We start from the raw sequence: 23,919 nt of genomic DNA on the forward strand, positions 1-23,919 counted from the left end.
GTACTGATCAGGCTTTCAGCAGCGTATCCATTCTTGCTAATGCCGCTTCCAGTTGCGAAGCGGTAGTACCAAAATTAAGCCGCACGAACCCAGGGCAGCCAAATGCCGCCCCGTCAGAAAGCGCCACACCCGCCCGCTCCAGTAACGCCTGAGCGGGCGAGTCACCTAGTCCCGCCTCGCGCATATCCAGCCACGCAAGGTAAGTAGATTCCGGCTCGCTCATGGTCACCCCAGGCCATAACGCTACCCGTGCTTGCAGCGTAGCGCGGTGATCACGCAATACCGCTAACAGCGCTTGACGCCAGGGTTCACCTTCGCGATAAGCTGCTTCAGCAGCAACAAGCCCCAGTACATTGCCATCCGGCAAAAAGCCTTTTGTGGCCTCAGCAAAGCGCTTACGTAGCGCAGCATCAGGGATAACGGCACAGGCACTGGTCAGCCCCGCAAGATTGAACGTTTTTGACGGCGCCCACAGCGTGATCGTTCGTTTAGCCAGTTCTGGGAACATAGCAGCCAGGGGGCGGTGATGGGTCCCCTCGTCTAACAGAAGATCACAGTGCAACTCATCAGAGACGACCCATAAGTCGTGCCGCTCAACGACCGTGGCCAACTTGGCAAGCTCATGGTCACTCCATACTCGCCCTGTTGGATTATGCGGATGGCACCACAGCAGCAGGCGGGTTTGCGGCGTTATGGCGGCCTCTAACGCGTCAATATCCAGCTGCCAAGGCTCGCCAGGGGACGTCGGCTCAGCTAACATCGCTTGCTGCGCCAACCGCCCTGTGCGTTTGGCAACGGCCAGGAAAGGTGGGTAAATCGGGGCAATCGTGAGCACTCCATCACCGGGTTCGGTTAGCGCCATCGCCGCAAAGTGCAACGCGGGCACAACCCCAGGCAGCCACTGTTGCCAGTCGGGCTGAATAGCCCAGTCGTAATGGCGGGCGCTCCACTGGCAGAGAGTTTCTGTTAACGTATCGGGCACTTCTCCATAGCCATAGACGCCATGTTCAACCCGTGCACGTAGCGCCTCAATCACGGCAGGCGGTGAGCGAAAATCCATATCTGCAACCCACAACGGCAGCACGCTTGCATCATAGCGATGCCATTTCTGGGAGGCATAATCCCCTTCGGGAGAGCGTCGCTCGACGGGCGTGGCAAAATCAAACGCCATAATTAATCTCACTTATGTTCTCGGGAGTAACTATTGAGCATGCCGCAAGATGACTTTTATACCAAGATGCGCGCGGGACTATCGGCGTTGTTGCGGCAATGGCGTTCACTCGGCCAAGCCGATACTGACCAGTTGGCACTCATTTTGGCTGAAACGGCTCGGGTCGCAAAACTAGGCACCCCCGATGAGACGCCAAGCGGCGCCACACTTGAACAGTGGAGCCGCGAAGAGCATGGCGAGATACCGCTCTGGGCACCACGCACCGCGGTGTTTTTGCTCAACCAAATGCCTGCCCGCCCCACTCCACAAAGTGATGCGGAGGCCTGTGCCTGGGCTTACTGCTGGCTGCGCAACCGGTCATTTGACTCGCTACAAGCCGCTCATGATGCATTGCCGCCCCACTTAAAAGTGCCACTCGAAAATGCTTTAGAGGCCGCTTGGCGCGACCAGCAAGGCCTTCGTTTGGTGTAGTTAGCGATAAATCTCGCCCACGATGAGTGTTGCTAACGGCGTTTGCGCACTGGCGACTTTGGCTTAAAGCCAGCGGGCTTGGTGGCTAGCCAATCGACAAACGCGCGAATGTCATCATCATTCATCAGCGCCGTTAGGCTTGCGAAACGATCTGCTAACTCGCGTTCGCTATACAGCCTGTGAATATGCTTATGACAAGGGTAGCAAAGCCACACAATCGCAGTTAGGCGCTCTTCACGGCTGTAGCGCTTTTGATAGCGCGCCTTGTTATGCAAGGTACGTGGTATTAGGTGATGTTTTGTCAACGAAGCTGACCGCTGGCACAGCTCGCAACCTGCAGGCTTAGGGGGTGGGGAAAGCGCGTGGGCGCTTGAGTCGATTGAACGCGTCACGGTTGAGGCAGCCTCGCACGCTGGCAACAGTTATACGTTTTAAAAACCAAAATTGTTCAATAAAACAGCTGTACAACAATACTAACGTTTTAATAACAGCAAGGAAAACATCGCATGATAGAGGTTCCTCTCACTTGGCAGTTGGCAAAACTAAGCCTCTCAATTGGCATGGTATTGGGGCTTGGTGCGATTGCAGTGCGTGCCAGCCCTCGTATGGCGGGGCTGCTATCAGGTTATCCATTAGGTACGGCGTTGGCGCTATTTTTTATTGGTTTAGAAATTTCCCCGCTTTTTGCGACCCAAAGCGCGGTGCACACACTGGCGGGCTTTACCGCAACAATGGCGTTAGTCGCAGGCTATTTGGTCACAGGTCGGCAGCCAGGATTTAAAGGCATTGCTGGCGGCTTAGTAGGTGGTTTTATTGCATGGTTTGCGGTTAGCGCCGTACTTGCCCAGTTCAATTTCACGCGGCTTAGCGGCACCCTTGTGACCCTATGTGCCATCGCCGTGTTTAGTGCGTTATTCCGCCGTATTCCTGATGTAAAAAGTCCCGCTAGTCGTGCATTTTCACTGCCTGCACTTGTCACACGCGCCTGTTTGGCCACCGTCATTATTTTTGTGATTACGCGCCTTGCCCACTTGCTACCGCCCGCCTGGGCAGGAACCCTAGCGGCGTTTCCAGTCACGATGCTGCCCTTTCTACTCATCCTGCATCTAAATCACGGAGTGGCTCCCGTGGCTACGGTAATCAAGCATTACCCGATAGGGCTGGGCTCGCTGCTGAGTTACACGTTATGCGTTTCCTATACTTACACCACGCTAGGCCTTTTATGGGGCACATTGGCAGGATTCGCTGCCGCAACCCTATGGTTGCTGGCATGGATGCAATTAACCGCTTGGTATCAGCGTCGCGCCACTTGACCAAGCGCTCGCTAGGGGTAATTCTGGACAGCATAAATTGCTAACAAACAATAAGGATACCCCGATGTTCACCCGTATGATTGAGCCTGCTTTTTACGACACCGATGCGCTAGGCCATATTAACAACACCCGCCTGCCAGCTTGGTTTGAGCTGGCACGCAATGACTTATTCAGGCTGTTTACGCCAGACCTAAACCCTAAACAGTGGCGCTTGATTATGGCGCGGATGGAAGTCGATTACCGCGCTGAACTGTTCTACGGCCACGACATCGAATTACGCACCTATTTGACACGTTTAGGTACCAGCTCGTTTACGGTGACTCAGGAAGCGCGGCAGCATGGTACGCTTACCAATGTGGGTCATACCGTACTGGTGCAATACGATCATCAAGAAAAACGTGCGGTACCTATTGAAGGTGATTTGCGCGATGCGCTATCGGCACACTTACACAGCGCGCCAACGCCTGCTTAACTCACTCCCCTCCGTTCGGCGGGGCGCAGGGAGATCCCCATGGCAATCCGTTATAATCTTTGGATAGACCCTGACAATACGGCGCAGCACCGCGCCGTTGAAGCCGACCTTGAGCGCTATTTTATGGAGCGCTTTGCTGACTACCCACATATCCGCTTGTTCGGCGCAGACCCTTACGATTATGATGCCCCGTTCAATCGACTTTACGATGTATTAATGGCGCGAGCCGCAGAATATTGCGAAGAGAAGTGGCGCTATGTCGCCACGCCCGAACAGCTCAATCGTTGTTTTTTCCGCGCCGTTGGCCGCTCAAATAAGTTTGTTCAAGATGACCGAAAGTGAGATATCAACGCAATGGTAATCCGTACCGACCAAGCGCCCAATGAGCGCCAGCTAGCTATTATCACTCAACAGCTCGGGCGCGCTCCCCGCGGTATTGAAGCCGTTGCCGCTACCGATGACCACGGCACTCCACTTGTGCTTCGCATGGCACCGATCGTCGATGGCAAACCGTTCCCCACCCTTTACTGGCTCTGCTCGGATCTGCTTAAAATCGAGATTTCACGAATTGAAGCCGTTGGCGTCATTAAGTCACTGGAACAACGCCTTCAAGAAGAGCCAGAGTTCCTAGAAGCTTACCAACAGAGCCATCGAGATTACGTTAAAGCACGTTGGGCGTATATGAGCGATGTCCAACGCGATGAAGTCACCAAGCTTGGTTATAGCGATGTTCTCACCGAACGTGGCGTGGGCGGCATTAGCAATTGGCAACAGGTACGCTGCCTGCATACTCAGTATGCCCACCATTTATGCGGTAATAACGTGATCGGGCAATGGATGGATGAACACTACAACGTTCAGGACTGCCTAAGCTAACGACACATTCACGGCTTGGTAACTCACCGCTCATTTATAAGCAGCTGATCTATAATAAGGACGCTTACCATGGCACGAATTTGTGTATATCTCGGCTCGCGTGAAGGGACTACTCCTGCTTTTCGCCAGGCAGCCAACGCACTTGGTACTGCTATTGCCGACCGCGGACACACCCTTATTTATGGGGGTGCACGTATCGGTTTAATGGGTGCGCTTGCCAACGCGACGCTGGATGCAGGCGGCAAGGTGATTGGCGTGATGCCAGATCACCTTGTTGAGCGCGAGCAGGCACACTTTGGCTTGACTGAGCTCATACGCGTGCCAAACATGCACGAACGTAAAGCAACCATGGCCGCCAACGCTGACTCATTTATTGCCCTACCCGGCGGCATAGGCACCTTTGAAGAGCTGTTTGAAATCTGGACCTGGGGCTATTTAGGGCTTCACGACAAACCCATGGGTCTACTCGATACTGATGGCTTTTATGCCCCGCTGCTTACCTTTCTGGATAGCACCGTCAGCCACGGCTTTTTGGCCCAAACAACCCGAGATATGTTGATGGATGCGGCCACACCCAATCAACTACTGGCTGCATTAGAAACGCAGCTCGGTTCAGCGTAAACCGTCAGTATTAACGAAAGATATTTAAAGCAAGCACTTAAAACCAGCACTGAAGACTAGTCTAAGAACGCTACCAACATCAGCGCTTATTGCCTTCAGTTAGCATAAAGGTACGCTGATAAGTGAGTTGTAACAGACGAGCATCTTCGCCCGCGCGATGACGGTGTATACCACGTTCAGCGATAACAGCTTCCTTTGTGTTACTCCACAGTGCTTGCTGCTCTTCGCTGAGCAAGATACGTAACGCTTCTAAACGAAAGCGCGGCAGCATTCCCGCATGGTGAAACAGCAGCGACAACCACGTGTTATCGTAACCCCAGCTGTCGCTGTATGCCTTACCTATCTCGCGGAGCTCGTCATTTAACCAGTGCGCCACTTGACGCACTGGGTAGCCTTCTCGCTGCAAGCGATCTCGGGAAATTCCATGTAAAAGTTCAGCTTTGGGATCCCAATGCGTCCATTCTTCCAACGGCTGAATAAGAAACGCGCAGCAACTACCGTCGGCACGAGCAATGCCAACTTCAATAGGGTAGCTGCCGCGCCCGAATCCGGACGCTTCAATATCTAGCACTGTCGGTAGCGTCTCGGACACTGATTTCCTCATTCACTGATCTCAGCGGCCAAACCACTGACTTATCTTCTAAGCTGCCGCCATTTCCGTCGTTGACTGACGGTCAGTCAAGCGTTGCCAATAGGCCGCCTGCTCGCCGTCTACTGCCAAGCCTAGCTCACCTAGCCGATAGGCGCGCGCTAGTCGCTCTGCGGCCAAGTAATGGCCTGACTGGGCAGCACGGGCATACCACGTCACCGCGTAATCCTCACGCCGCGGATACTGAACACAGCCATGTTCATGAATTTGCGCTGCTTGATACTGTGATTTTATATCGCCAGTCTGGGCCGCCTCTAACACGTAACGAGCACCACGCGCCTTATCGTGTGGGGATAAGCTGCGATGAAACAGCATGTGCCCGTAGATCGACTGCGCATCGGGGTGTCCCGCCTCTGCGCAGCGCTTAAGCAAGCGCATCGTTAAACGTTGTGTGCGTGGCGAACGCGGCAATAACCAACGCGTATGAAACAGCTGCTCGGCTAGGCGAAACTCTAACCGGGTAAACAAAGTTGATGCCTGCGGCATGGCAAACCACCCTGCCTATCTGTTGAGGTCTTCGGCTAGCCATCGTTCCCGCTTTTTGACCGCTAACCATACGATTAACCAGCGCTAGGCTGGTCGATGGGCTGGCAAGCATACGCCTGCCTTTGCGCTGACTCAACCCTATTGATTTGCTGCTTTTGTAGCGCCTCGCTAACATGCCTGTCACGCGCCGTTATTCGCGGCGTTTATCACCGATATATCCTGAGGCAATTTCGCTTCATTGAGGAGACGATAATGCAAACGCGCCCACTGGGTAGAACCGGGATGGAAGTCAGCCGGCTCTGTTTAGGCACCATGACCTTCGGCGAACAAAATAGTGAAGCAGAAGCCCATGAGCAGCTCGATCGCGCGGTCGCTTTCGGCATCAACTTTATCGACACCGCTGAAATGTATCCGGTTCCGCCAAAGGCCGAAACGCAAGGGCTAACAGAATCTTATATTGGCAGCTGGCTGAAAGCCCGTAGTGCCAGAGACGATGTCATTATTGCCACTAAAGCCGCAGGCCCTGGCTTAGATCACATTCGTGGTGGGCCAAAGATGAGTCGTAACCACCTGCATCAGGCTGTTGATACCAGCCTTGCACGGCTCAACACTGACTATATCGATCTCTATCAATTGCACTGGCCAGACCGTAAAACCAACTTCTTTGGCCAATTGGGTTATACCCATGAAGAGCAAGAAGACGCAACGCCGCTAGCAGAAACACTCTCAGCACTAAAAGAACTCGTTGATGCCGGAAAAATACGCGCCATAGGCCTTTCTAATGAAACGCCGTGGGGTGTCATGCGTATGCTACAGCTATCAGAGCAGCTAGGGCTGCCTAGGGTTGCGTCTATTCAAAATCCCTATAACTTGCTTAACCGTACGTTTGAAGTCGGCCTCGCCGAGATCGCTCACCGTGAAGACGTGGGCCTGCTCGCTTACTCGCCGCTAGGCTTTGGTGTGTTGTCGGGTAAGTATCTTGATGGTGCACAACCGCCAAAAGGCCGCTTGACGCTCTACGAGCGCTTTAAGCGCTACACCTCGCCAGAAGCAGAGGCCGCAACGCACGCTTACGTTCAGCTTGCGAAGGAACATGGCTTGGATCCTGCCCAAATGGCGCTGGCATTTGTAAACTCTCGTCGCTTCCTGACCAGCAATATTATTGGCGCCACCACGATGGATCAGCTTGAAAGCAACCTCGACAGCGAGAGCCTTAAACTGGATGAAGACGTGCTCACCGCTATCGATGACATCCATCGTCGGATGCCTAACCCCTGCCCCTAATCACGCTTCCACTATCAAACCGATAGCCTCGGCCACTGCCGAGGCTTGGTATAATCGCATCAGTTACTTCTCTCTTTTCTGTCACGGCATAAGGAGCACGCCATGCTGAGCGTTATTTCCCCCGCCAAAACGCTAGACTTTGAAACACCTTCAACAACGGATAAGGTCACGCAACCCGACTTTCTCGACCGCAGCAAACCATTAATTGAGATTCTCCGCGATTACTCACCGCAACAGCTCAGTGACCTAATGGGCATCAGCGATAAATTGGCGGGCCTAAACGCTGCGCGCTTCGCCGACTGGCAGCCGCCGTTCACCTTGGATAACGCCAAACCGGCGGTACAGGCCTTTCAAGGAGACGTATACACAGGGCTGGAAGCCGACACCTTTAGCGATGACGATAATCGGTTTGCCCAGCAGCATCTGCGTATTCTATCGGGGCTATACGGCTTACTACGCCCTCTAGACTTGATTCAAGCTTATCGCCTCGAGATGGGCACCAAACTACCCAACGACGCTGGTAACGACCTTTACGCGTATTGGAAGCCAACGCTAACACAAGCACTTAATAACGCGATTGAGAAAAGTGGCTCAAACGTGCTGGTCAACCTCGCATCTAACGAATACTTCAAGGCGATTGATACGAAAAAGCTAGGCGCACGCGTCATCACCCCCGTTTTCAAAGACGAGAAAAACGGCTCCTTCAAAATTATCAGCTTTTACGCCAAAAAAGCCCGTGGGCTTATGAGTGCATGGATTATTCAGCAACAAATCAACGACCCCGACCAACTAACTGCTTTTGATGTGGCCGGGTATCGGTTTGACCCAGCGGCCTCCCAAGGCGACACGCTGGTGTTCACCCGTGACGAAAATGCTCGTTAATGATCGTGCTCATTAGAAAAACGTCACAGCAAGCGGTGAGCGTGGCTTGAGAAAGCGTTGGTGGACATCTTTGAACAGTGCTGTATCACAGCGGTAGAGCCACTCATAGGCGACCATATCAGCACTGACAGCCACAGCTCCATTGGCACAAGCACGCTCACGAGCAAGACGAGCCTCATCACTGCGACGGCTTGCCGTCGCTTCGCTCAACCAAAACACTTGGTACCCCGCTTCTAACAAACCAAGCGCACTTTGCAACACGCAAATATGGGCTTCTGTGCCGCAAATGACGACTTGCTTAGGTCCATGTTCTGCAAGCGCCGCTGCAAACGGCGCCTCTTCCATAGCGCTGAAATGATGCTTTTGCCAAATGCGGTGTTCGCCTAGTGCATTTAATAACGCAGGGGCAGTACCGCCGAGCCTCTCTGGATACTGCTCAGTTAGCCAAACAGGCACCTTTACTGCATTGGCAACACCAGCTAACCACGCAGCTTCTTCAATTGCTGACTCACCGCCATCAATCACGGGTAACAGTCCCGCCTGAAAGTCGACGATTACCAACAAACTTTGAGCTTGATGTAAGCGCACTTTTTCACCCTATTTTTGTCTTTATACACAACAACACCTTAACCCGTTTCCTCACTTACACGGTAAACTTGTCGCTGATTATTTTCTACGCGCCTACCCCTAGGCGAGCAACCTCAGTTCCTGCATCCCTCATGGAGAATCAATATGTTACGACAATTTTTCGTCATGTTACTGGTCAGCGTCATGGGCATAAGTGCCGCCGTTGAATATGCCGAAGCACGTCGCTTAGGCGGTGGTAGCAGCATGGGTAGTGTTTCACGCTCAGCGGATCGTCCTGCCAGCACACCTGCACAGCAGCAGGCTCAGGGCACTCAGCAACAAGGCCAAGCGGCGGCGACTCGTCGTGGTGGTATAGGCGGCATGGTGGGCGGTCTGCTTGCTGGCGGCCTGCTAGCAGCACTCTTCTTTGGAGGCGCCTTTGATGAGTTGCGCCTTATGGACCTACTGCTAATGGCCGGAATTGTTGCCTTAGCAATCTTCGCCTTCCGAACCATTATTCGGCAGCGGCGCCCTGCATCAGCAACAACAGGCGGCTATCAACGAGAGCAACAGGAAGCCCCCGCACCTGCTGGCTTTTCAGCAACTCCCGGCAGTTTAGCAAATGGCTTGCAAAGCACACCTGCTTGGTTCGATAAAGAAAGGTTCTTAGGTGGTGCAAAAGAGCACTTTATGACGCTGCAGCGCGCCTGGGACAACAATGATCTGAATCAAATTCAAGAGTATGTAACGCCAGAGCTTTACAACCTGCTACGCAAGGAGCGCGCCGAGCAGCCTGCTAATAATCGCACTGATGTTATCAGGCTATTTGCGGAATTAGGCGATATAAACGAATACGATGACTATGCAGAGGCCACTGTGATATTTCACGGACTATTGGAAGAGAACGGTGCACAGACAGAGTTTAATGAAACATGGCATCTAACCCGCACCCTACGTGACCAAGCTCCTTGGTATCTTCAGGGTATTGAGCAAAACCCAGGCGCGTAGCGCTATTGCATTTAAACGCAAAACAGCCGCTTCTAAGCGGCTGTTTTTATATCAACGACACATGGGGGTCCGCTTAGTTCTCTGCAGACTCTTCGATATTCTCGCCCATCTCTTCAAGGCTTTCCCCAGCGTCTTCCATGCTCTCATCAATGCTTTCACCCGCTTCTTCAGCTGGGCCTTGATTATCACATGCGGCCAAACCGCCCATCATTAATGCCATTAATAGTGCCACTGCCAGTTTCTTCATAAGCTGCGTACTCATATCGCCTCTCCTCCTGAGATGGTGCTTCATGATACGTTCCACAATATAGTAGGTGCTAGACGCAACTCATGCTAGCGCGACACAGTAACCTCTTGTTATTAAATTTATTAAAACAGCCGTTTAAAGGAAAAAACATGCAAGTAACAGAAAATTACTACGCAAAAAAAATCCCCCAGGGCGCAAGCCCTGGGGGATTTTTAGTATAAGTGCCTGACGATGATCCGGGCGGCGCTCCGCTACTCTACTCTACTCGTCTCATCCTGAGACTCGCCCTTCGGGCCCGCTAAAGCGGTTCCCGTTTGTTCCCGACAAACGGGGTCCAGGGGAGACCCCTAAAAAGCAAAACCCCGACCAAACGGCCGGGGTTTCTCAATAAGTGCCTGACGATGACCTACTCTCGCATGGGGAGACCCCACACTACCATCGGCGCTAAGCGGTTTCACTTCTGAGTTCGGCAAGGGATCAGGTGGTTCACGCGTGCTATGGTCGTCAGGCGTAACTGGTCATGTATATCATGCTGTGCTGTTACTATGTTTTGTGGCGTCTCTTTCGTCTCACGCCCTCCGTGTGTCACGTTGGGCTTGAGTCGCGTATCCGGTTTTCGTTATCACTGCGACCAGACCCCTTGGGTGTTATAGGGTCAAGCCTCACGGGCCATTAGTACACGTTAGCTCAACGCCTTGCAGCGCTTCCACACCGTGCCTATCAACCAGCTGGTCTCGCTGGGCCCTTCAGGAGGCTCTAGGCCTCAGGGATGTCTCATCTTGAAGGGGGCTTCCCGCTTAGATGCTTTCAGCGGTTATCCCGTCCGCACATAGCTACCCGGCAATGCCACTGGCGTGACAACCGGAACACCAGAGGTGCGTCCACTCCGGTCCTCTCGTACTAGGAGCAGCCCTTCTCAAACATCCAACGCCCACGGCAGATAGGGACCGAACTGTCTCACGACGTTCTAAACCCAGCTCGCGTACCACTTTAAATGGCGAACAGCCATACCCTTGGGACCGACTTCAGCCCCAGGATGTGATGAGCCGACATCGAGGTGCCAAACACCGCCGTCGATGTGAACTCTTGGGCGGTATCAGCCTGTTATCCCCGGAGTACCTTTTATCCGTTGAGCGATGGCCCTTCCATACAGAACCACCGGATCACTAGAACCTGCTTTCGCACCTGCTCGACGTGTCTGTCTCGCAGTCAAGCACCCTTATGCTCTTGCACTCACTGCACGATGTCCGACCGTGCTGAGGGTACCTTCGTGCTCCTCCGTTACTCTTTGGGAGGAGACCGCCCCAGTCAAACTACCCACCACACACTGTCCTCGATCCGGATAACGGACCTGAGTGAGAACGCCAATGATGCCAGGCTGGTATTTCAAGGTTGGCTCCCCTCGAACTAGCGTCCGAGATTCAAAGCCTCCCAGCTATCCTACACAGGCAACATCAGCGTCCAGTGTGAAGCTATAGTAAAGGTTCACGGGGTCTTTCCGTCTAGCCGCGGGTACACCGCATCTTCACGGCGATTTCAATTTCACTGAGTCTCGGGTGGAGACAGCGTGGCCATCATTACGCCATTCGTGCAGGTCGGAACTTACCCGACAAGGAATTTCGCTACCTTAGGACCGTTATAGTTACGGCCGCCGTTTACCGGGGCTTCAATCAAGAGCTTCGCCTTGCGGCTAACACCATCATTTAACCTTCCGGCACCGGGCAGGCGTCACACCCTATACGTCCGCTTGCGCGTTAGCAGAGTGCTGTGTTTTTACTAAACAGTTGCAGCCACCTGGTATCTTCGACCGGTTCGGGCTCTGAGAGCAAGTCTCATCACCCTACGCCGGCGTGCCTTCTCCCGAAGTTACGGCACCATTTTGCCTAGTTCCTTCACCCGAGTTCTCTCAAGCGCCTTGGGATTCTCACCCTGACCACCTGTGTCGGTTTGGGGTACGGTCGCACATGATCTGAAGCTTAGAGGCTTTTCCTGGAAGCGTGGCATCAATGACTTCCTGACCGTGGTCAGTTCGTTTCGTGTCTCGGCCTTAGAGCATCCCGGATTTACCTAAGATGCAAGCCTACTCACTTTCACCAGGACAACCAACGCCTGGCTCACCTAGCCTTCTCCGTCCCCCCATCGCAATCATGTCCGGTACAGGAATATTGACCTGTTTCCCATCGACTACGCCTTTCGGCCTCGCCTTAGGGGCCGACTCACTCTGCTCCGATTAGCGTCGAACAGAAACCCTTGGTCTTCCGGCGAGGGAGTTTTTCACTCCCTTTATCGTTACTCATGTCAGCATTCGCACTCGTGATACCTCCAGCGAACTTCTCAATTCACCTTCATCGGCTTACACGACGCTCCTCTACCGCTCACACCTAAGTGTGAACCCGTAGCTTCGGTACCTGGTTTAGCCCCGTTACATCTTCCGCGCAGGCCGACTCGACTAGTGAGCTATTACGCTTTCTTTAAAGGATGGCTGCTTCTAAGCCAACCTCCTAGCTGTCTGAGCCTTCCCACATCGTTTCCCACTTAACCAGGATTTCGGGACCTTAGCTGACGGTCTGGGTTGTTTCCCTTTTCACGACGGACGTTAGCACCCGCCGTGTGTCTCCCACGCTCGCACTCACCGGTATTCGGAGTTTGCCTCGGGTTGGTAAGTCGGGATGACCCCCTAGCCGAAACAGTGCTCTACCCCCGGCGGTGATACGTGAGGCGCTACCTAAATAGCTTTCGAGGAGAACCAGCTATCTCCGAGCTTGATTAGCCTTTCACTCCGATCCACAAGTCATCCAAATCTTTTTCAACAGATCCTGGTTCGGGCCTCCAGTTGATGTTACTCAACCTTCACCCTGCTCATGGATAGATCGCTCGGTTTCGGGTCTATATCCAGCGACTGTGTCGCCCAGTTAAGACTCGGTTTCCCTACGGCTCCCCTAAACGGTTAACCTCGCCACTGAATATAAGTCGCTGACCCATTATACAAAAGGTACGCAGTCACAGAACAAGTCTGCTCCTACTGCTTGTACGCACACGGTTTCAGGATCTATTTCACTCCCCTCTCCGGGGTTCTTTTCGCCTTTCCCTCACGGTACTGGTTCACTATCGGTCAGCCAGGAGTATTTAGCCTTGGAGGATGGTCCCCCCGTCTTCAGTCAAGGTTTCTCGTGCCCCGACCTACTCGATTTCACATGATCAGATTTTCGACTACGGGGCTATCACCCGCTACGGCTGAGCTTCCCAGCTCATTCGCCTAATCAGTCACATGCTTAAGGGCTGGTCCCCGTTCGCTCGCCGCTACTAGGGGAATCTCGGTTGATTTCTTTTCCTCAGGGTACTTAGATGTTTCAGTTCCCCTGGTTCGCCTCTTACGCCTATATATTCAGCGTAAGATACTCATCTTATGATGAGTGGGTTTCCCCATTCAGAAATGCCCGGGTCACAGGTTGTTTGCCACCTCGCCGAGCCTTATCGCAGGCTTCCACGTCTTTCATCGCCTCTGGCTGCCTAGGCATCCACCGTGTGCGCTTCATTGCTTGACCCTATAACCCGAAGGAGTCTGGTGTCTCGCAATGATAACGATTGCCGGATACGCTTGAGACGTATCACAAAACAATTACGTATAAACGTTTCAAAAACGTTTATGTCAGCATGATATACATTGTTAAAGAGCGACTGTTCGATGAACAGTGATAAGACAACGCACTAGCTGCGCATGGCTTATCAATGGTCACAAAACATCAACAAACGGTGGGTAGTGTACTACATAATGGTGGAGCCAAGCGGGATCGAACCGCTGACCTCCTGCGTGCAAGGCAGGCGCTCTCCCAGCTGAGCTATGGCCCCATTTTTTTGCCGACCTAACCTCTTGCCATTAATTTCTGCGAGACAAGGCAAAATGCAACGACGTATAGCCTGCTATACGAAGAGCATTTTAACGCAGTATCACAGGAATTTGGTGGGTCTGGGCAGACTTGAACTGCCGACCTCACCCTTATCAGGGGTGCGCTCTAACCAACTGAGCTACAGACCCAAGAGGGGATCGTGCTTAAACCGTTTGCTCTATTATCTGATCAGGTAATTCATTGTGAGCGCTTACCGCGAGGGATGATGCATCGTTTAAGGAGGTGATCCAGCCGCAGGTTCCCCTACGGCTACCTTGTTACGACTTCACCCCAGTCATGAACCACACCGTGGTGATCGCCCTCTTGCGTTAGGCTAACCACTTCTGGTGCAGTCCACTCCCATGGTGTGACGGGCGGTGTGTACAAGGCCCGGGAACGTATTCACCGTGACATTCTGATTCACGATTACTAGCGATTCCGACTTCACGGAGTCGAGTTGCAGACTCCGATCCGGACTGAGACCGGCTTTTCGGGATTAGCTGACTCTCGCGAGCTCGCAACCCTTTGTACCGGCCATTGTAGCACGTGTGTAGCCCTACTCGTAAGGGCCATGATGACTTGACGTCGTCCCCACCTTCCTCCGGTTTGTCACCGGCAGTCTCCTTAGAGTTCCCGGCATTACCCGCTGGCAAATAAGGACAAGGGTTGCGCTCGTTACGGGACTTAACCCAACATTTCACAACACGAGCTGACGACAGCCATGCAGCACCTGTCTCTGCGTTCCCGAAGGCACCAAGTGATCTCTCACAAGTTCGCAGGATGTCAAGAGTAGGTAAGGTTCTTCGCGTTGCATCGAATTAAACCACATGCTCCACCGCTTGTGCGGGCCCCCGTCAATTCATTTGAGTTTTAACCTTGCGGCCGTACTCCCCAGGCGGTCGACTTATCGCGTTAACTTCGCCACAAAGTGCGCTAGGCACCCAACGGCTGGTCGACATCGTTTACGGCGTGGACTACCAGGGTATCTAATCCTGTTTGCTACCCACGCTTTCGCACCTCAGTGTCAGTGTCAGTCCAGAAGGCCGCCTTCGCCACTGGTATTCCTCCCGATCTCTACGCATTTCACCGCTACACCGGGAATTCTACCTTCCTCTCCTGCACTCTAGCTTGACAGTTCCGGATGCCGTTCCCAGGTTGAGCCCGGGGCTTTCACAACCGGCTTATCAAGCCACCTACGCGCGCTTTACGCCCAGTAATTCCGATTAACGCTTGCACCCTCCGTATTACCGCGGCTGCTGGCACGGAGTTAGCCGGTGCTTCTTCTGCGAGTGATGTCTTTCCTAATGGGTATTAACCACTAGGCGTTCTTCCTCGCTGAAAGTGCTTTACAACCCGAAGGCCTTCTTCACACACGCGGCATGGCTGGATCAGGGTTGCCCCCATTGTCCAATATTCCCCACTGCTGCCTCCCGTAGGAGTTCGGGCCGTGTCTCAGTCCCGATGTGGCTGATCATCCTCTCAGACCAGCTACGGATCGTTGCCTTGGTGAGCCATTACCTCACCAACTAGCTAATCCGACATAGGCTCATCCAATAGCGGGAGCCGAAGCCCCCTTTCTCCCGTAGGACGTATGCGGTATTAGCCTGGGTTTCCCCAGGTTATCCCCCACTACCGGGCAGATTCCTATGCATTACTCACCCGTCCGCCGCTCGTCAGCGGGTAGCAAGCTACCCCTGTTACCGCTCGACTTGCATGTGTTAGGCCTGCCGCCAGCGTTCAATCTGAGCCATGATCAAACTCTTCAGTTTAAAATCATTGTGATGCTTACATGTCACTCTAAAGTCACATAAGTGCATCAATCTTGGCTCAAGGTTCAAACGAATTCATTTCAATTTACATTGTCATGACCGCTTGCCTTGATATTTGGTGATTTATCACCCTCATCGGCAAGCGCCCACATGAATTACCTGATCAAATTGTTAAAGAGCTGTTTTCGCTGAACAAAACTGGCTAACCGTTGAACTGGTTTGCCTCAGCGAGGAAGGCGTATTCTACGCATTTCCTGGTGTTTGTCAATCACTGTTTTGAGTGAGTGAAGCGAGTGAGCGAAGAAAGCGAGATTACGCTGCTTTCCTTTTAACTCGTCTCACAAGGCGACTGAAGACACCGCAAACTTTCTCTGCAATATTTTCGCTAACCTTCTGACAAACCGAAGTTTTTCAACTTCAATCACCGCTGGTAACGCTGTGCGTCCCCGGCAGCGGATGCGTACTTTACGGATTCGCTGCCGACTTGGCAAGTGGTTTTTTGAGAAAGTTATCAAAAACGTTAGGTAAGCGTTACACGGGCATAACGTTTCTTACCTGCTTGAATAACGTAGGCGCTACCCGTAGCCAGCATGGTGTCCTGAGTAGCAACGTCCCCATCTACTTTCACGCTACCGTTTTTCAACATGTCTTTGGCTTGGGCGCTGTTCTTGGTGAGACCAGAACGGTTGAGTACTGCTGCAATAGGCGCCTGCTCATTACCTTCAAAGTCTACCTCTACCTCAGGCAGGTCTTCCGGCAATTCACCTTCTGCTAGCTGATTACCCGCCGACTTGTGCGCATTAGCGGCCGCCTCATCTCCGTGGTAGCGGGCAATAAGCTCGCGGGCTAGTTCCATTTTCACGTCACGCGGGTTAGCTCCTTGCTCAACGCTTTGCTTAAGCGCATCAATCTCTTCGTTGGATTTCAAAGAGAGCAGCTCAAAGTAACGCCACATTAAGCTATCAGGCATAGACACCAGCTTATTGAACATAGAGCCCGGCGCTTCATCGACACCAACGTAGTTACCTAACGATTTGGACATCTTCTGCACGCCGTCCAGCCCCTCGAGTAACGGCATGGTGATCACGACCTGAGGCTCTTGACCGAAGTGCTTTTGGATTTCTCGGCCCATCAGCAGATTAAATTTCTGATCGGTTCCACCCAGCTCAACATCAGCCTCGAGCGCTACTGAGTCGTAGCCTTGAACGAGTGGGTAAAGAAACTCGTGGATCGCAATAGATTGATTAGCTTTATAACGCTTTTCAAAATCATCACGCTCCAGCATCCGCGCGACCGTACTTTGCGCTGCCAGCTCAATCATTTTAGCGGCGCTTAGCTCACCAAACCATTCGGCATTAAAGCGCACCTCGGTTTTCTCGGGATCGAGAATTTTAAATACCTGCTCTTTATAGGTTTCGGCATTGGCTTTTACATCGGCCTCGGTGAGTGGTTTACGAGTGACGTTTTTACCAGTGGGGTCGCCTATACGACCCGTGAAATCCCCGATCAGGAAAATAACGGTGTGGCCGAGATCCTGGAACTGGCGCATTTTTGTTAACAGCACACTATGCCCAAGGTGCAAATCAGGTGCTGTCGGGTCAAACCCTGCTTTAATACGCAGCTTACGGCCAGACGCCAGCTTTTTCTTTAGCTCATCCTCTACTAGGATTTCATGCGTGCCCCGCGACAGTAGCGCTAACGCCTGATCCACCTCACTCATTGCCTCTCTCTCCATGTAATATATGCCGTTATAGGCGTCAGATATTGAATAACGGGCGATGTTACCATGCCCTATCGCCCTGGTTGAGCCTTCACTACGTTTTGGATGAGCCGCTTTATGAAAACGCCCCCCCCTGCCTTACCGTCGTATTATGTTGGGTTAATGTCGGGCACCAGCCTGGACGGCATTGATGCCGCGCTGGTCGCTATAGCACCACAATCACCACCTGAGCTCATTGCCACTCATGCATCGCCAATGCCCCAGTCGCTTCACAACCTACTACTGAACTTGTGCCATGCCGAGCAAGTAAGCTTTGCAGAGCTTGCAGAAGCCGAAAGCGCATTTTGCCAGCTACAAGCAAACGCCGTGAAAGCACTACTGACTCAGCAACAGATCTCACCAGCGCAAATTCACGCTATTGGTAGCCATGGGCAGACAATTGAGCATGCTCCCGGCGGCCACCACGGAGGCCCAGCCTATACACTACAGCTTGATAACCCCAGCCTACTGGCAGAGCTAACCGGCTGCACAGTGGTAGCTGATTTCCGCCGACGGGACTTAGCGGCGGGTGGCCAAGCAGCGCCATTAGCACCGGCATTTCACCAAGCCCTGTTTGGTCGCCAGACAAGCGAGCAGCTTGTTTTAAACCTAGGGGGCTTTGCGAATCTGACGTGGCTACCCAGCGATTCCAGCATCCCCGCAATTGGCTTTGATACAGGACCAGCTAATGTGCTGTTAGATGCTTGGTTTGCGAAGCATCACGATGGGCGCTTTGATCAAAATGGCACATGGGCCGCTGGCGGGCAGATTGATCAAGCATTACTAAAACGCTTGCTTAACGAGCCGTTTTTTCATCAACCACCGCCGCGCAGTACCGGCCGCGAACTATTTCACTTGGCATGGTTAGAAAATAAGTTAACGGGCCACGAAGCTGCTTGCGATGTGCAAACTACGCTAGCGGAACTGACCGCGATAAGCGTTGCCCAGGGCATTCAGCAATTGCCAGCGACCCACGACAGCATGACATTAATTGCTTGTGGCGGTGGTGCACACAACGCTTATTTAATGGCGAGACTCGCATCACACTTACCCAATGCGACATTTAAGTCTCCCGCAGACCTAGGCTGGCCCGAAGACTGGATTGAAGCAGGCGCTTTTGCCTGGCTTGCCCATCAACGCTTGCACGGCCTGCCCGGCAACTTACCTTCCGTCACGGGTGCCAGTGGCCCGCGAGTCCTGGGGGGCATTTACGCCTTTTAACCCAAGCCTGCAATGCCCATAGCACACGCTTGTTAGTCATCGTTTAACGAGAGTGTGCCTTTGGCTTGTGCCTGTGCATCTTCCATACTCACCACGCCCTCTTTAACAAGCTTAGCAAGCGATGCATTTAACGTTTGCATGCCAAGATTGCCTCCGGTCTGAATGGCTGAATAAATTTGAGCAACCTTATCTTCACGTATTAAATTCCGAACCGCGGCAGTAGCAATCAACACTTCATGGGCCGCAATACGCCCACCACCCTGGCGCTTCAATAATGTTTGAGAGACCACTGCTTGCAGCGACTCTGATAGCATTGAGCGAACCATCGATTTCTCCTCCCCAGGAAACACATCGATAATGCGATCAATTGTTTTCGCCGCTGACGTCGTATGCAGCGTGCCAAACACTAGATGGCCAGTTTCAGCAGCCGTGAGCGCCAGCCGAATGGTTTCTAGATCTCGAAGTTCGCCGACCAAAATGACATCAGGGTCTTCACGTAATGCGCTGCGCAATGCGGCAGTAAAACTGCGCGTATCTCGATGCACTTCACGCTGATTTATTAAACAGCGCTTACTGGTATGTACAAACTCAACAGGGTCTTCGATCGTTAAAATATGCTCAAAACGATGATCATTAATGTAATCGATCATTGCAGCCAACGTGGTGCTTTTGCCCGAACCGGTTGGCCCGGTCACCAACACCAACCCCCTTGGCAGCATTGCTAATCGCTCGAATACGTCGCCCATCCCCAAGGTGCTCATTGAAAGCACGTCGTTAGGAATCGTACGAAACACCGCTCCAGCCCCCCGCACTTGATGGAATGCATTAACACGAAAACGAGCCACCCCAGATACTTCGAATGAAAAATCAGCTTCTAAGTGCGCCTCATAGTCTCGACGCTGCTGCTCATTCATAATGTCAAAAATCAGGCGGCGAACTTCACTATTGTCCATCGCTGGCACATTAAGCCGACGAATATCGCCATCAACACGTATCATAGGTGGAAGCCCGGCAGAAAGGTGCAGATCAGATGCATTCTGCTTTGCCGAGAATGCCAGCAGTTCGGTAATATCCATCTCTCTTTTCCCAGCAGCGGTAAGGTGCTTGAGTATGACAGACATCGCGCTTCCCGAGTCACTCGCCCAGGCCCGCGAACGCCTGAGTAACGCATTAAAAATGGCTGAACGCCCACTCGATAGCGCAACGCTGCTAGCCGTTAGTAAAACAAAGCCCGCCGCCATGATTCGCCAAGCCTGGCACCATGGGCAGCGTGAATTCGGCGAAAACTATCTACAAGAAGCACTGGAGAAACAAGCCGAACTGACCGACTTAGACGGTATTGTGTGGCATTTCATTGGCCCTCTACAGTCCAACAAAACCCGTGCAGTGGCAGAAAATTTTGCCTGGATGCACAGCGTTGACCGCTTAAAAATAGCCAAACGATTAAGCGAACAACGCCCGGAGCACTTACCGCCGCTCAACATTTGTTTGCAGGTCAATATTAGCCGCGAGGCCTCTAAGTCGGGCGTCATGCCTGATGAGGTGATGGCACTGGCGAAAGAAGTAGCCGTCCTACCACGTCTGAATCTACGCGGGCTCATGGCGATTCCTGCCCCGGCTAACAGCCTTGCAGAACAACGAACACCCCTTGCAGCATTGCGCCAACTGCTGGAAGACCTTCAGGCAGCGCTACCTGATGCCCCTCTGGATACGCTATCGATGGGGATGAGCGACGATCTAGAAGCCGCTGTTTTAGAAGGCGCAACGCTGGTACGTTTAGGAACGGCGATTTTTGGCGCACGCACCACTCAGCACACTGCTCAGTAGTGCCCTCTTATTGAATAGCGTTAAGACGACTAACACCCCATGCTGCCCGATGCAGCTTTTTTGCAAAAAAGGATACCCACATGGCGAGCAAGATTACCTTCATTGGCGCAGGCAATATGGCCAGCGCCATTATCGGCGGCCTCATCGATAGTGGTGTGTCTCCTAGCGACATCACTGCCACTGCCCCTAATGAAAACGAGTTAGCACCTCTAAAAGCACGCTTAGGAATTAACACGAACACCGATAACAACGCAGCCGTCGCAGACGCCAACGTAGTCGTACTCGCGGTCAAACCACAGATTATGCGCAGCGTATGCGAAGCGCTGCGGGATAATGTACAGCAGCAATCACCGCTGATTATTTCTATCGCGGCGGGTCTGGATGCAGCCACCATTGATCAATGGCTAGGTGGTAGTAATGCGTTAGTTCGTTGCATGCCCAACACCCCTTCATTGGTCGGTATCGGTGCCAGCGGCTTATATGCCAACAGCGCGGTGAGTGAAGAGCAACGCACGCTAGCAACACAACTCATGGAAGCAGTTGGTATTGTGGAGTGGGTTGAAGAAGAGAGCCTTCTTGATGCAGTAACTGCGGTATCAGGCAGTGCGCCGGCTTATTTCTTTTTAATGTTTGAGGCGATGGAAGAAGCCGCTGTCAAACTTGGCTTGCCTGCCGCTACGGCACGACGCTTGGCCATTCAAACAGCGCTAGGTGCCGCTACTATGGCCCAGCGTAGCGACAAAGATCCGGCCACGCTTAAACAAAATGTTATGTCACCAGGCGGCACAACAGAACGTGCTATTCAGCACATGGAAGATGCGCAACTACGCGCTACCATCGCCGACGCCATGCAGGCCTGTGCCCAGCGCGCAGAAGCCATGTCCAAGGAACTTAGCGCCAACTAAATACGCAACTATGCAACGGAGAGGCAGCAATGGGTAGTCAAGTGGGCAGTGCCGGGTTAATGCTCGTTAACTCGTTAATCAATATTTATTTATTCTTACTGATGCTGCGCTTTTTGCTGCAGGCATCGCGGGCAGATTATTACAACCCGCTTAGCCAATCAGTGGTTAAAATCACCCAGCCTGTCGTAGGGTTATTTCAGGGCTTCTTGGGTCCCGTGGCTGGGCGCTTTGACCTTGCCACGTTAGCCGCGGGTTTTGTGCTGAAAGTGGTTAGCATGGTGGCCATTTTCATGGTGATTGGCGTTGGCATGCCGCCCATTCCAGGACTGTTGATTGCTGGCATTGCGGCACTGGCCAACGCCATATTAAAGATTTACTTCTTTGCCATGATTGTGATGATTATTCTGAGCTGGGTAGCACCGAATGCTAGCCACCCAGGTGCTTTGCTGGTAATGCAGTTAGTCGAGCCTATTATGGCCCCTGTTCGGAAAGTCATTCCGCCACTCGGCATGATCGATTTATCACCCATCGTGGTGTTTATTGCGATTAATTTGGTGGATGGCTTAGTGGTGGGGGCTTTGATCCGCGCTGCGGGTATCTCTGGCGCACTGGTTGGGCTGTAACCGCGTAACATTCCCCAGGGCCTCTTTTTAGCAGGATTTATTTTTTGCAGGACTAGCGCTTTCGATGCCTGATTCAGACACTCTCGCTTTCGTTGACCGGCCGGCGGACTCCGTTGGCCTCGTCACCCCCCATGTAGCGAAATTTGATACGCCGCTCCCGCTTGCTTGTGGCAAGGTGCTGCCTGAGTACGAGCTTATCTACGAAACCTACGGCACGCTAAACGCTGAGCGTAATAACGCTGTGTTGATCTGCCATGCGTTATCGGGACACCATCATGCGGCGGGCTACCACGGTAACGAAGACCGCAAACCTGGCTGGTGGGATGCCCATATTGGCCCCGGAAAATCTATCGATACCAACCACTTTTTTGTGGTATCGCTAAATAATCTGGGCGGCTGCCATGGCAGTACAGGCCCTGTTAGCCACAACCCTGAAACCGGCCGCCAGTGGGGGCCTGATTTCCCTATGGTTACCGTCAGTGACTGGGTAGCCAGCCAAGCACGTCTAGCCGACCAACTGGGCATTGAACGTTGGGCCGCTGCAGTGGGCGGTAGCCTGGGTGGTATGCAGGTGCTTCAGTGGACAATGACCTATCCTGAGCGTGTCGCCAATGCGGTAGTGATTGCCGCTACGCCACGGCTTTCCGCCCAGAATATTGCCTTTAACGAAGTGGCTCGTCAGGCGATTCGCTCTGACCCTGAGTTCTTCGACGGTTGGTATGCAGAGCACGACACGGTTCCGAAACGCGGTTTGAAACTGGCACGTATGGTGGGCCACATCACCTATCTCTCCGAAGATGCCATGGGCAGTAAATTTGGCCGCGACTTACGCAGCAACGACCTGAACTTTGGGTTTGATGTCGAGTTCCAGGTTGAGTCTTATCTGCGTTATCAAGGCGATACGTTCTCTACCGCCTTCGACGCCAACACCTATTTGTTAATGACCAAGGCGCTTGACTACTTCGACCCCGCCGCCACTCAAACAGGCGACCTAGCCAGCGCACTAGCACCGGCACAGTGCCCTTTTCTGATCGTTAGCTTTACCACTGACTGGCGCTTCCCGCCCTCTCGTTCTCGAGAACTCGTCGACGCGCTCACCCGCGCAGGCAAATCCGTTAGCTATGCCAATATCGACTCTCCTCACGGGCATGATGCTTTCTTACTGCCCGAACCGCGTTACCACGCTCTGTTCAGCGCATTTATGACTCGCATAGCCAGAGAGCTGAATATCGAAGAAACAGCCAGAGAGGAAAGCCTGTAATGCGCGCGGATCTTGAACTGATTTACGACTGGGTGCCCCGAGGGGCTCACGTGCTGGATTTAGCCTGCGGCGATGGCGCTCTGCTTGAGCGTTTAGCACAGGAAAAAAATGTTACCGGCTACGGTTTAGAAATCGACCCCGACGGTATTACCCAGTGTGTCGCCAGGGGCGTGAACGTTATTGAGCATAACCTAGATGATGGCCTCAGTAGTTTCTGCGACAACAGCTATGATCAAGTCATAATGACCCAGGCGCTTCAGGCGCTACGTCGCCCGGATAAAATGCTCGATGAAATGCTACGCGTCGCCGAGGAAGGCATTATCACCTTTCCTAATTTTGCTTATTGGCGACACCGAGTTCATCTCGGTCTACGCGGCTATATGCCGGTCTCTAAATCTCTACCCCATGCCTGGTATGACACACCCAACATCCACCTTTCTACCTTTAACGACTTCGAGCATCTGTGCCGTGAAAAAGGGTTGGTGATTGTTGATCGCGCGGTAGGGGTTGGCGATCACAAAGGGCACTGGACATCAAAATGGTGGCCCAACCTATTCGGTGAAATTGCTATTTTTAGAGTGCGCCGTCGCTAATTTACTCTAGCTTGACGACCCATAAGA

The 23,919-nt window shown here is 52.8% G+C and carries 23 protein-coding genes, 2 tRNA genes and 3 rRNA genes; 15 read left to right on the forward strand and 13 right to left on the reverse strand.

Annotated elements, in window-relative coordinates; all coding sequences use genetic code 11:
- Positions 1–7: 7 nt before the first annotated feature.
- Positions 8–1,171 carry a MalY/PatB family protein gene (locus L1X57_RS03675; RefSeq protein ID WP_234667932.1) on the reverse strand — a complete coding sequence of 388 codons (1,164 nt, stop codon included), beginning with the start codon at positions 1,169–1,171 and terminating at the stop codon, positions 8–10.
- A gap of 39 nt (positions 1,172–1,210) precedes the next feature.
- Between L1X57_RS03675 and L1X57_RS03680 the strand changes: the two genes are divergently transcribed.
- On the forward strand, positions 1,211–1,642 hold the full coding sequence (locus L1X57_RS03680) for a hypothetical protein (RefSeq protein ID WP_234668044.1): 432 nt from the start codon (positions 1,211–1,213) through the stop codon (positions 1,640–1,642).
- Between the two features lie 32 nt (positions 1,643–1,674).
- Here L1X57_RS03680 and L1X57_RS03685 read toward each other — a convergent pair whose 3' ends face one another.
- Positions 1,675–2,034, reverse strand: coding sequence for a hypothetical protein (locus L1X57_RS03685; RefSeq protein WP_009724021.1), 360 nt, complete (start codon positions 2,032–2,034; stop codon positions 1,675–1,677).
- A gap of 114 nt (positions 2,035–2,148) precedes the next feature.
- On the opposite strand from L1X57_RS03685, the gene L1X57_RS03690 reads away from it, so the two are divergent.
- From L1X57_RS03690 to L1X57_RS03710, 5 genes are all read left to right on the forward strand, one after another.
- Complete coding sequence (locus L1X57_RS03690; protein WP_009724020.1) at positions 2,149–2,955, forward strand: hypothetical protein; 807 nt, start codon at positions 2,149–2,151, stop codon at positions 2,953–2,955.
- Positions 2,956–3,019: 64 nt separating this feature from the next.
- On the forward strand, positions 3,020–3,427 hold the full coding sequence (locus L1X57_RS03695; RefSeq protein WP_009724019.1) for an acyl-CoA thioesterase: 408 nt from the start codon (positions 3,020–3,022) through the stop codon (positions 3,425–3,427).
- Between the two features lie 39 nt (positions 3,428–3,466).
- Positions 3,467–3,769, forward strand: a complete 303-nt coding sequence (locus L1X57_RS03700) for a hypothetical protein (RefSeq protein WP_009724018.1) — start codon at positions 3,467–3,469, stop codon at positions 3,767–3,769.
- Between the two features lie 12 nt (positions 3,770–3,781).
- The gene (locus L1X57_RS03705; RefSeq protein WP_009724017.1) at positions 3,782–4,303 is read left to right on the forward strand and encodes a DUF501 domain-containing protein; all 522 of its coding nucleotides are present in this window, start codon (positions 3,782–3,784) and stop codon (positions 4,301–4,303) included.
- 69 nt (positions 4,304–4,372) lie between these two features.
- Entirely contained in the window at positions 4,373–4,924 is a 552-nt protein-coding gene (locus tag L1X57_RS03710; RefSeq protein WP_009724016.1) for a TIGR00730 family Rossman fold protein, read from the forward strand.
- A 79-nt stretch (positions 4,925–5,003) separates the two neighbouring features.
- On the opposite strand, the gene L1X57_RS03715 is transcribed toward L1X57_RS03710, so the two are convergent.
- Entirely contained in the window at positions 5,004–5,516 is a 513-nt protein-coding gene (locus tag L1X57_RS03715; RefSeq protein WP_009724015.1) for a hypothetical protein, read from the reverse strand.
- Between the two features lie 48 nt (positions 5,517–5,564).
- Positions 5,565–6,059 carry a tetratricopeptide repeat protein gene (locus tag L1X57_RS03720; protein ID WP_009724014.1) on the reverse strand — a complete coding sequence of 165 codons (495 nt, stop codon included), beginning with the start codon at positions 6,057–6,059 and terminating at the stop codon, positions 5,565–5,567.
- A gap of 252 nt (positions 6,060–6,311) precedes the next feature.
- On the opposite strand from L1X57_RS03720, the gene L1X57_RS03725 reads away from it, so the two are divergent.
- Both L1X57_RS03725 and yaaA read left to right on the forward strand, forming a co-directional pair.
- Complete coding sequence (locus tag L1X57_RS03725) at positions 6,312–7,343, forward strand: NADP(H)-dependent aldo-keto reductase (protein WP_009724013.1); 1,032 nt, start codon at positions 6,312–6,314, stop codon at positions 7,341–7,343.
- A gap of 102 nt (positions 7,344–7,445) precedes the next feature.
- Positions 7,446–8,225 (forward strand): peroxide stress protein YaaA, encoded by a 780-nt coding sequence (gene yaaA, locus L1X57_RS03730; RefSeq protein ID WP_009724012.1) that lies wholly within the window; start codon positions 7,446–7,448, stop codon positions 8,223–8,225.
- A 12-nt stretch (positions 8,226–8,237) separates the two neighbouring features.
- Here yaaA and L1X57_RS03735 read toward each other — a convergent pair whose 3' ends face one another.
- On the reverse strand, positions 8,238–8,813 hold the full coding sequence (locus L1X57_RS03735; protein ID WP_009724011.1) for an isochorismatase family protein: 576 nt from the start codon (positions 8,811–8,813) through the stop codon (positions 8,238–8,240).
- 144 nt (positions 8,814–8,957) lie between these two features.
- Between L1X57_RS03735 and L1X57_RS03740 the strand changes: the two genes are divergently transcribed.
- The gene (locus tag L1X57_RS03740) at positions 8,958–9,800 is read left to right on the forward strand and encodes a Tim44 domain-containing protein (protein WP_009724010.1); all 843 of its coding nucleotides are present in this window, start codon (positions 8,958–8,960) and stop codon (positions 9,798–9,800) included.
- 73 nt (positions 9,801–9,873) lie between these two features.
- Here L1X57_RS03740 and L1X57_RS03745 read toward each other — a convergent pair whose 3' ends face one another.
- The 7 genes from L1X57_RS03745 to tyrS form a co-directional block, all read right to left on the reverse strand.
- Positions 9,874–10,062, reverse strand: coding sequence for a hypothetical protein (locus tag L1X57_RS03745; RefSeq protein ID WP_009724009.1), 189 nt, complete (start codon positions 10,060–10,062; stop codon positions 9,874–9,876).
- Positions 10,063–10,440: 378 nt separating this feature from the next.
- Positions 10,441–10,556, reverse strand: a 5S ribosomal RNA gene (gene rrf, locus L1X57_RS03750).
- Positions 10,557–10,698: 142 nt separating this feature from the next.
- Positions 10,699–13,592: ribosomal RNA gene (locus L1X57_RS03755) — 23S ribosomal RNA — on the reverse strand.
- 228 nt (positions 13,593–13,820) lie between these two features.
- A tRNA-Ala gene (locus tag L1X57_RS03760) sits at positions 13,821–13,896 on the reverse strand.
- A gap of 110 nt (positions 13,897–14,006) precedes the next feature.
- Positions 14,007–14,083 (reverse strand) — tRNA-Ile (locus tag L1X57_RS03765).
- Positions 14,084–14,170: 87 nt separating this feature from the next.
- Positions 14,171–15,703: ribosomal RNA gene (locus L1X57_RS03770) — 16S ribosomal RNA — on the reverse strand.
- The 16S, 23S and 5S rRNA genes sit together here with 2 tRNA genes alongside, the layout of an rRNA operon.
- Positions 15,704–16,223: 520 nt before the next feature.
- Positions 16,224–17,423 (reverse strand): tyrosine--tRNA ligase, encoded by a 1,200-nt coding sequence (tyrS, locus tag L1X57_RS03775; RefSeq protein WP_009723709.1) that lies wholly within the window; start codon positions 17,421–17,423, stop codon positions 16,224–16,226.
- A gap of 117 nt (positions 17,424–17,540) precedes the next feature.
- Between tyrS and L1X57_RS03780 the strand changes: the two genes are divergently transcribed.
- Positions 17,541–18,683 (forward strand): anhydro-N-acetylmuramic acid kinase, encoded by a 1,143-nt coding sequence (locus tag L1X57_RS03780; protein ID WP_009723710.1) that lies wholly within the window; start codon positions 17,541–17,543, stop codon positions 18,681–18,683.
- 32 nt (positions 18,684–18,715) lie between these two features.
- Here L1X57_RS03780 and L1X57_RS03785 read toward each other — a convergent pair whose 3' ends face one another.
- Complete coding sequence (locus L1X57_RS03785) at positions 18,716–19,759, reverse strand: type IV pilus twitching motility protein PilT (protein WP_009723711.1); 1,044 nt, start codon at positions 19,757–19,759, stop codon at positions 18,716–18,718.
- A gap of 34 nt (positions 19,760–19,793) precedes the next feature.
- Between L1X57_RS03785 and L1X57_RS03790 the strand changes: the two genes are divergently transcribed.
- The 5 genes from L1X57_RS03790 (at position 19,794) to metW (ending at position 23,892) form a co-directional block, all read left to right on the forward strand.
- On the forward strand, positions 19,794–20,510 hold the full coding sequence (locus L1X57_RS03790; protein ID WP_009723712.1) for a YggS family pyridoxal phosphate-dependent enzyme: 717 nt from the start codon (positions 19,794–19,796) through the stop codon (positions 20,508–20,510).
- An 80-nt stretch (positions 20,511–20,590) separates the two neighbouring features.
- Positions 20,591–21,415 carry a pyrroline-5-carboxylate reductase gene (gene proC, locus L1X57_RS03795; protein ID WP_009723713.1) on the forward strand — a complete coding sequence of 275 codons (825 nt, stop codon included), beginning with the start codon at positions 20,591–20,593 and terminating at the stop codon, positions 21,413–21,415.
- A gap of 29 nt (positions 21,416–21,444) precedes the next feature.
- Positions 21,445–22,038: a YggT family protein gene (locus L1X57_RS03800; protein ID WP_009723714.1), complete on the forward strand. Its 594-nt coding sequence runs from the start codon at positions 21,445–21,447 to the stop codon at positions 22,036–22,038.
- A 64-nt stretch (positions 22,039–22,102) separates the two neighbouring features.
- Entirely contained in the window at positions 22,103–23,299 is a 1,197-nt protein-coding gene (gene metX / locus L1X57_RS03805) for a homoserine O-succinyltransferase MetX (RefSeq protein WP_009723715.1), read from the forward strand.
- Positions 23,299–23,892, forward strand: a complete 594-nt coding sequence (gene metW / locus L1X57_RS03810) for a methionine biosynthesis protein MetW (RefSeq protein ID WP_009723716.1) — start codon at positions 23,299–23,301, stop codon at positions 23,890–23,892. Before metX ends, metW begins: the two co-directional genes overlap by 1 nt.
- The last annotated feature ends 27 nt before the right edge of the window (positions 23,893–23,919 follow it).

The sequence above is a fragment of the Halomonas sp. TD01 genome, assembly GCF_923868895.1.
Taxonomy (GTDB): domain Bacteria; phylum Pseudomonadota; class Gammaproteobacteria; order Pseudomonadales; family Halomonadaceae; genus Vreelandella.

What these genes read in the sequence shown, in the direction of transcription:
- L1X57_RS03675 (WP_234667932.1), bottom strand. Translation starts at nt 1,171, where the DNA reads ATGGCGTTTGATTTTGCCACGCCCGTCGAGCGACGCTCTCCCGAAGGG.
- L1X57_RS03680 (WP_234668044.1), top strand. Translation starts at nt 1,211, where the DNA reads ATGCCGCAAGATGACTTTTATACCAAGATGCGCGCGGGACTATCGGCG.
- L1X57_RS03690 (WP_009724020.1), top strand. Translation starts at nt 2,149, where the DNA reads ATGATAGAGGTTCCTCTCACTTGGCAGTTGGCAAAACTAAGCCTCTCA.
- L1X57_RS03695 (WP_009724019.1), top strand. Translation starts at nt 3,020, where the DNA reads ATGTTCACCCGTATGATTGAGCCTGCTTTTTACGACACCGATGCGCTA.
- L1X57_RS03700 (WP_009724018.1), top strand. Translation starts at nt 3,467, where the DNA reads ATGGCAATCCGTTATAATCTTTGGATAGACCCTGACAATACGGCGCAG.
- L1X57_RS03705 (WP_009724017.1), top strand. Translation starts at nt 3,782, where the DNA reads ATGGTAATCCGTACCGACCAAGCGCCCAATGAGCGCCAGCTAGCTATT.
- L1X57_RS03710 (WP_009724016.1), top strand. Translation starts at nt 4,373, where the DNA reads ATGGCACGAATTTGTGTATATCTCGGCTCGCGTGAAGGGACTACTCCT.
- L1X57_RS03720 (WP_009724014.1), bottom strand. Translation starts at nt 6,059, where the DNA reads ATGCCGCAGGCATCAACTTTGTTTACCCGGTTAGAGTTTCGCCTAGCC.
- L1X57_RS03725 (WP_009724013.1), top strand. Translation starts at nt 6,312, where the DNA reads ATGCAAACGCGCCCACTGGGTAGAACCGGGATGGAAGTCAGCCGGCTC.
- yaaA (WP_009724012.1), top strand. Translation starts at nt 7,446, where the DNA reads ATGCTGAGCGTTATTTCCCCCGCCAAAACGCTAGACTTTGAAACACCT.
- L1X57_RS03740 (WP_009724010.1), top strand. Translation starts at nt 8,958, where the DNA reads ATGTTACGACAATTTTTCGTCATGTTACTGGTCAGCGTCATGGGCATA.
- L1X57_RS03745 (WP_009724009.1), bottom strand. Translation starts at nt 10,062, where the DNA reads ATGAGTACGCAGCTTATGAAGAAACTGGCAGTGGCACTATTAATGGCA.
- tyrS (WP_009723709.1), bottom strand. Translation starts at nt 17,423, where the DNA reads ATGAGTGAGGTGGATCAGGCGTTAGCGCTACTGTCGCGGGGCACGCAT.
- L1X57_RS03780 (WP_009723710.1), top strand. Translation starts at nt 17,541, where the DNA reads ATGAAAACGCCCCCCCCTGCCTTACCGTCGTATTATGTTGGGTTAATG.
- L1X57_RS03785 (WP_009723711.1), bottom strand. Translation starts at nt 19,759, where the DNA reads ATGGATATTACCGAACTGCTGGCATTCTCGGCAAAGCAGAATGCATCT.
- L1X57_RS03790 (WP_009723712.1), top strand. Translation starts at nt 19,794, where the DNA reads ATGACAGACATCGCGCTTCCCGAGTCACTCGCCCAGGCCCGCGAACGC.
- proC (WP_009723713.1), top strand. Translation starts at nt 20,591, where the DNA reads ATGGCGAGCAAGATTACCTTCATTGGCGCAGGCAATATGGCCAGCGCC.
- L1X57_RS03800 (WP_009723714.1), top strand. Translation starts at nt 21,445, where the DNA reads ATGGGTAGTCAAGTGGGCAGTGCCGGGTTAATGCTCGTTAACTCGTTA.
- metX (WP_009723715.1), top strand. Translation starts at nt 22,103, where the DNA reads ATGCCTGATTCAGACACTCTCGCTTTCGTTGACCGGCCGGCGGACTCC.
- metW (WP_009723716.1), top strand. Translation starts at nt 23,299, where the DNA reads ATGCGCGCGGATCTTGAACTGATTTACGACTGGGTGCCCCGAGGGGCT.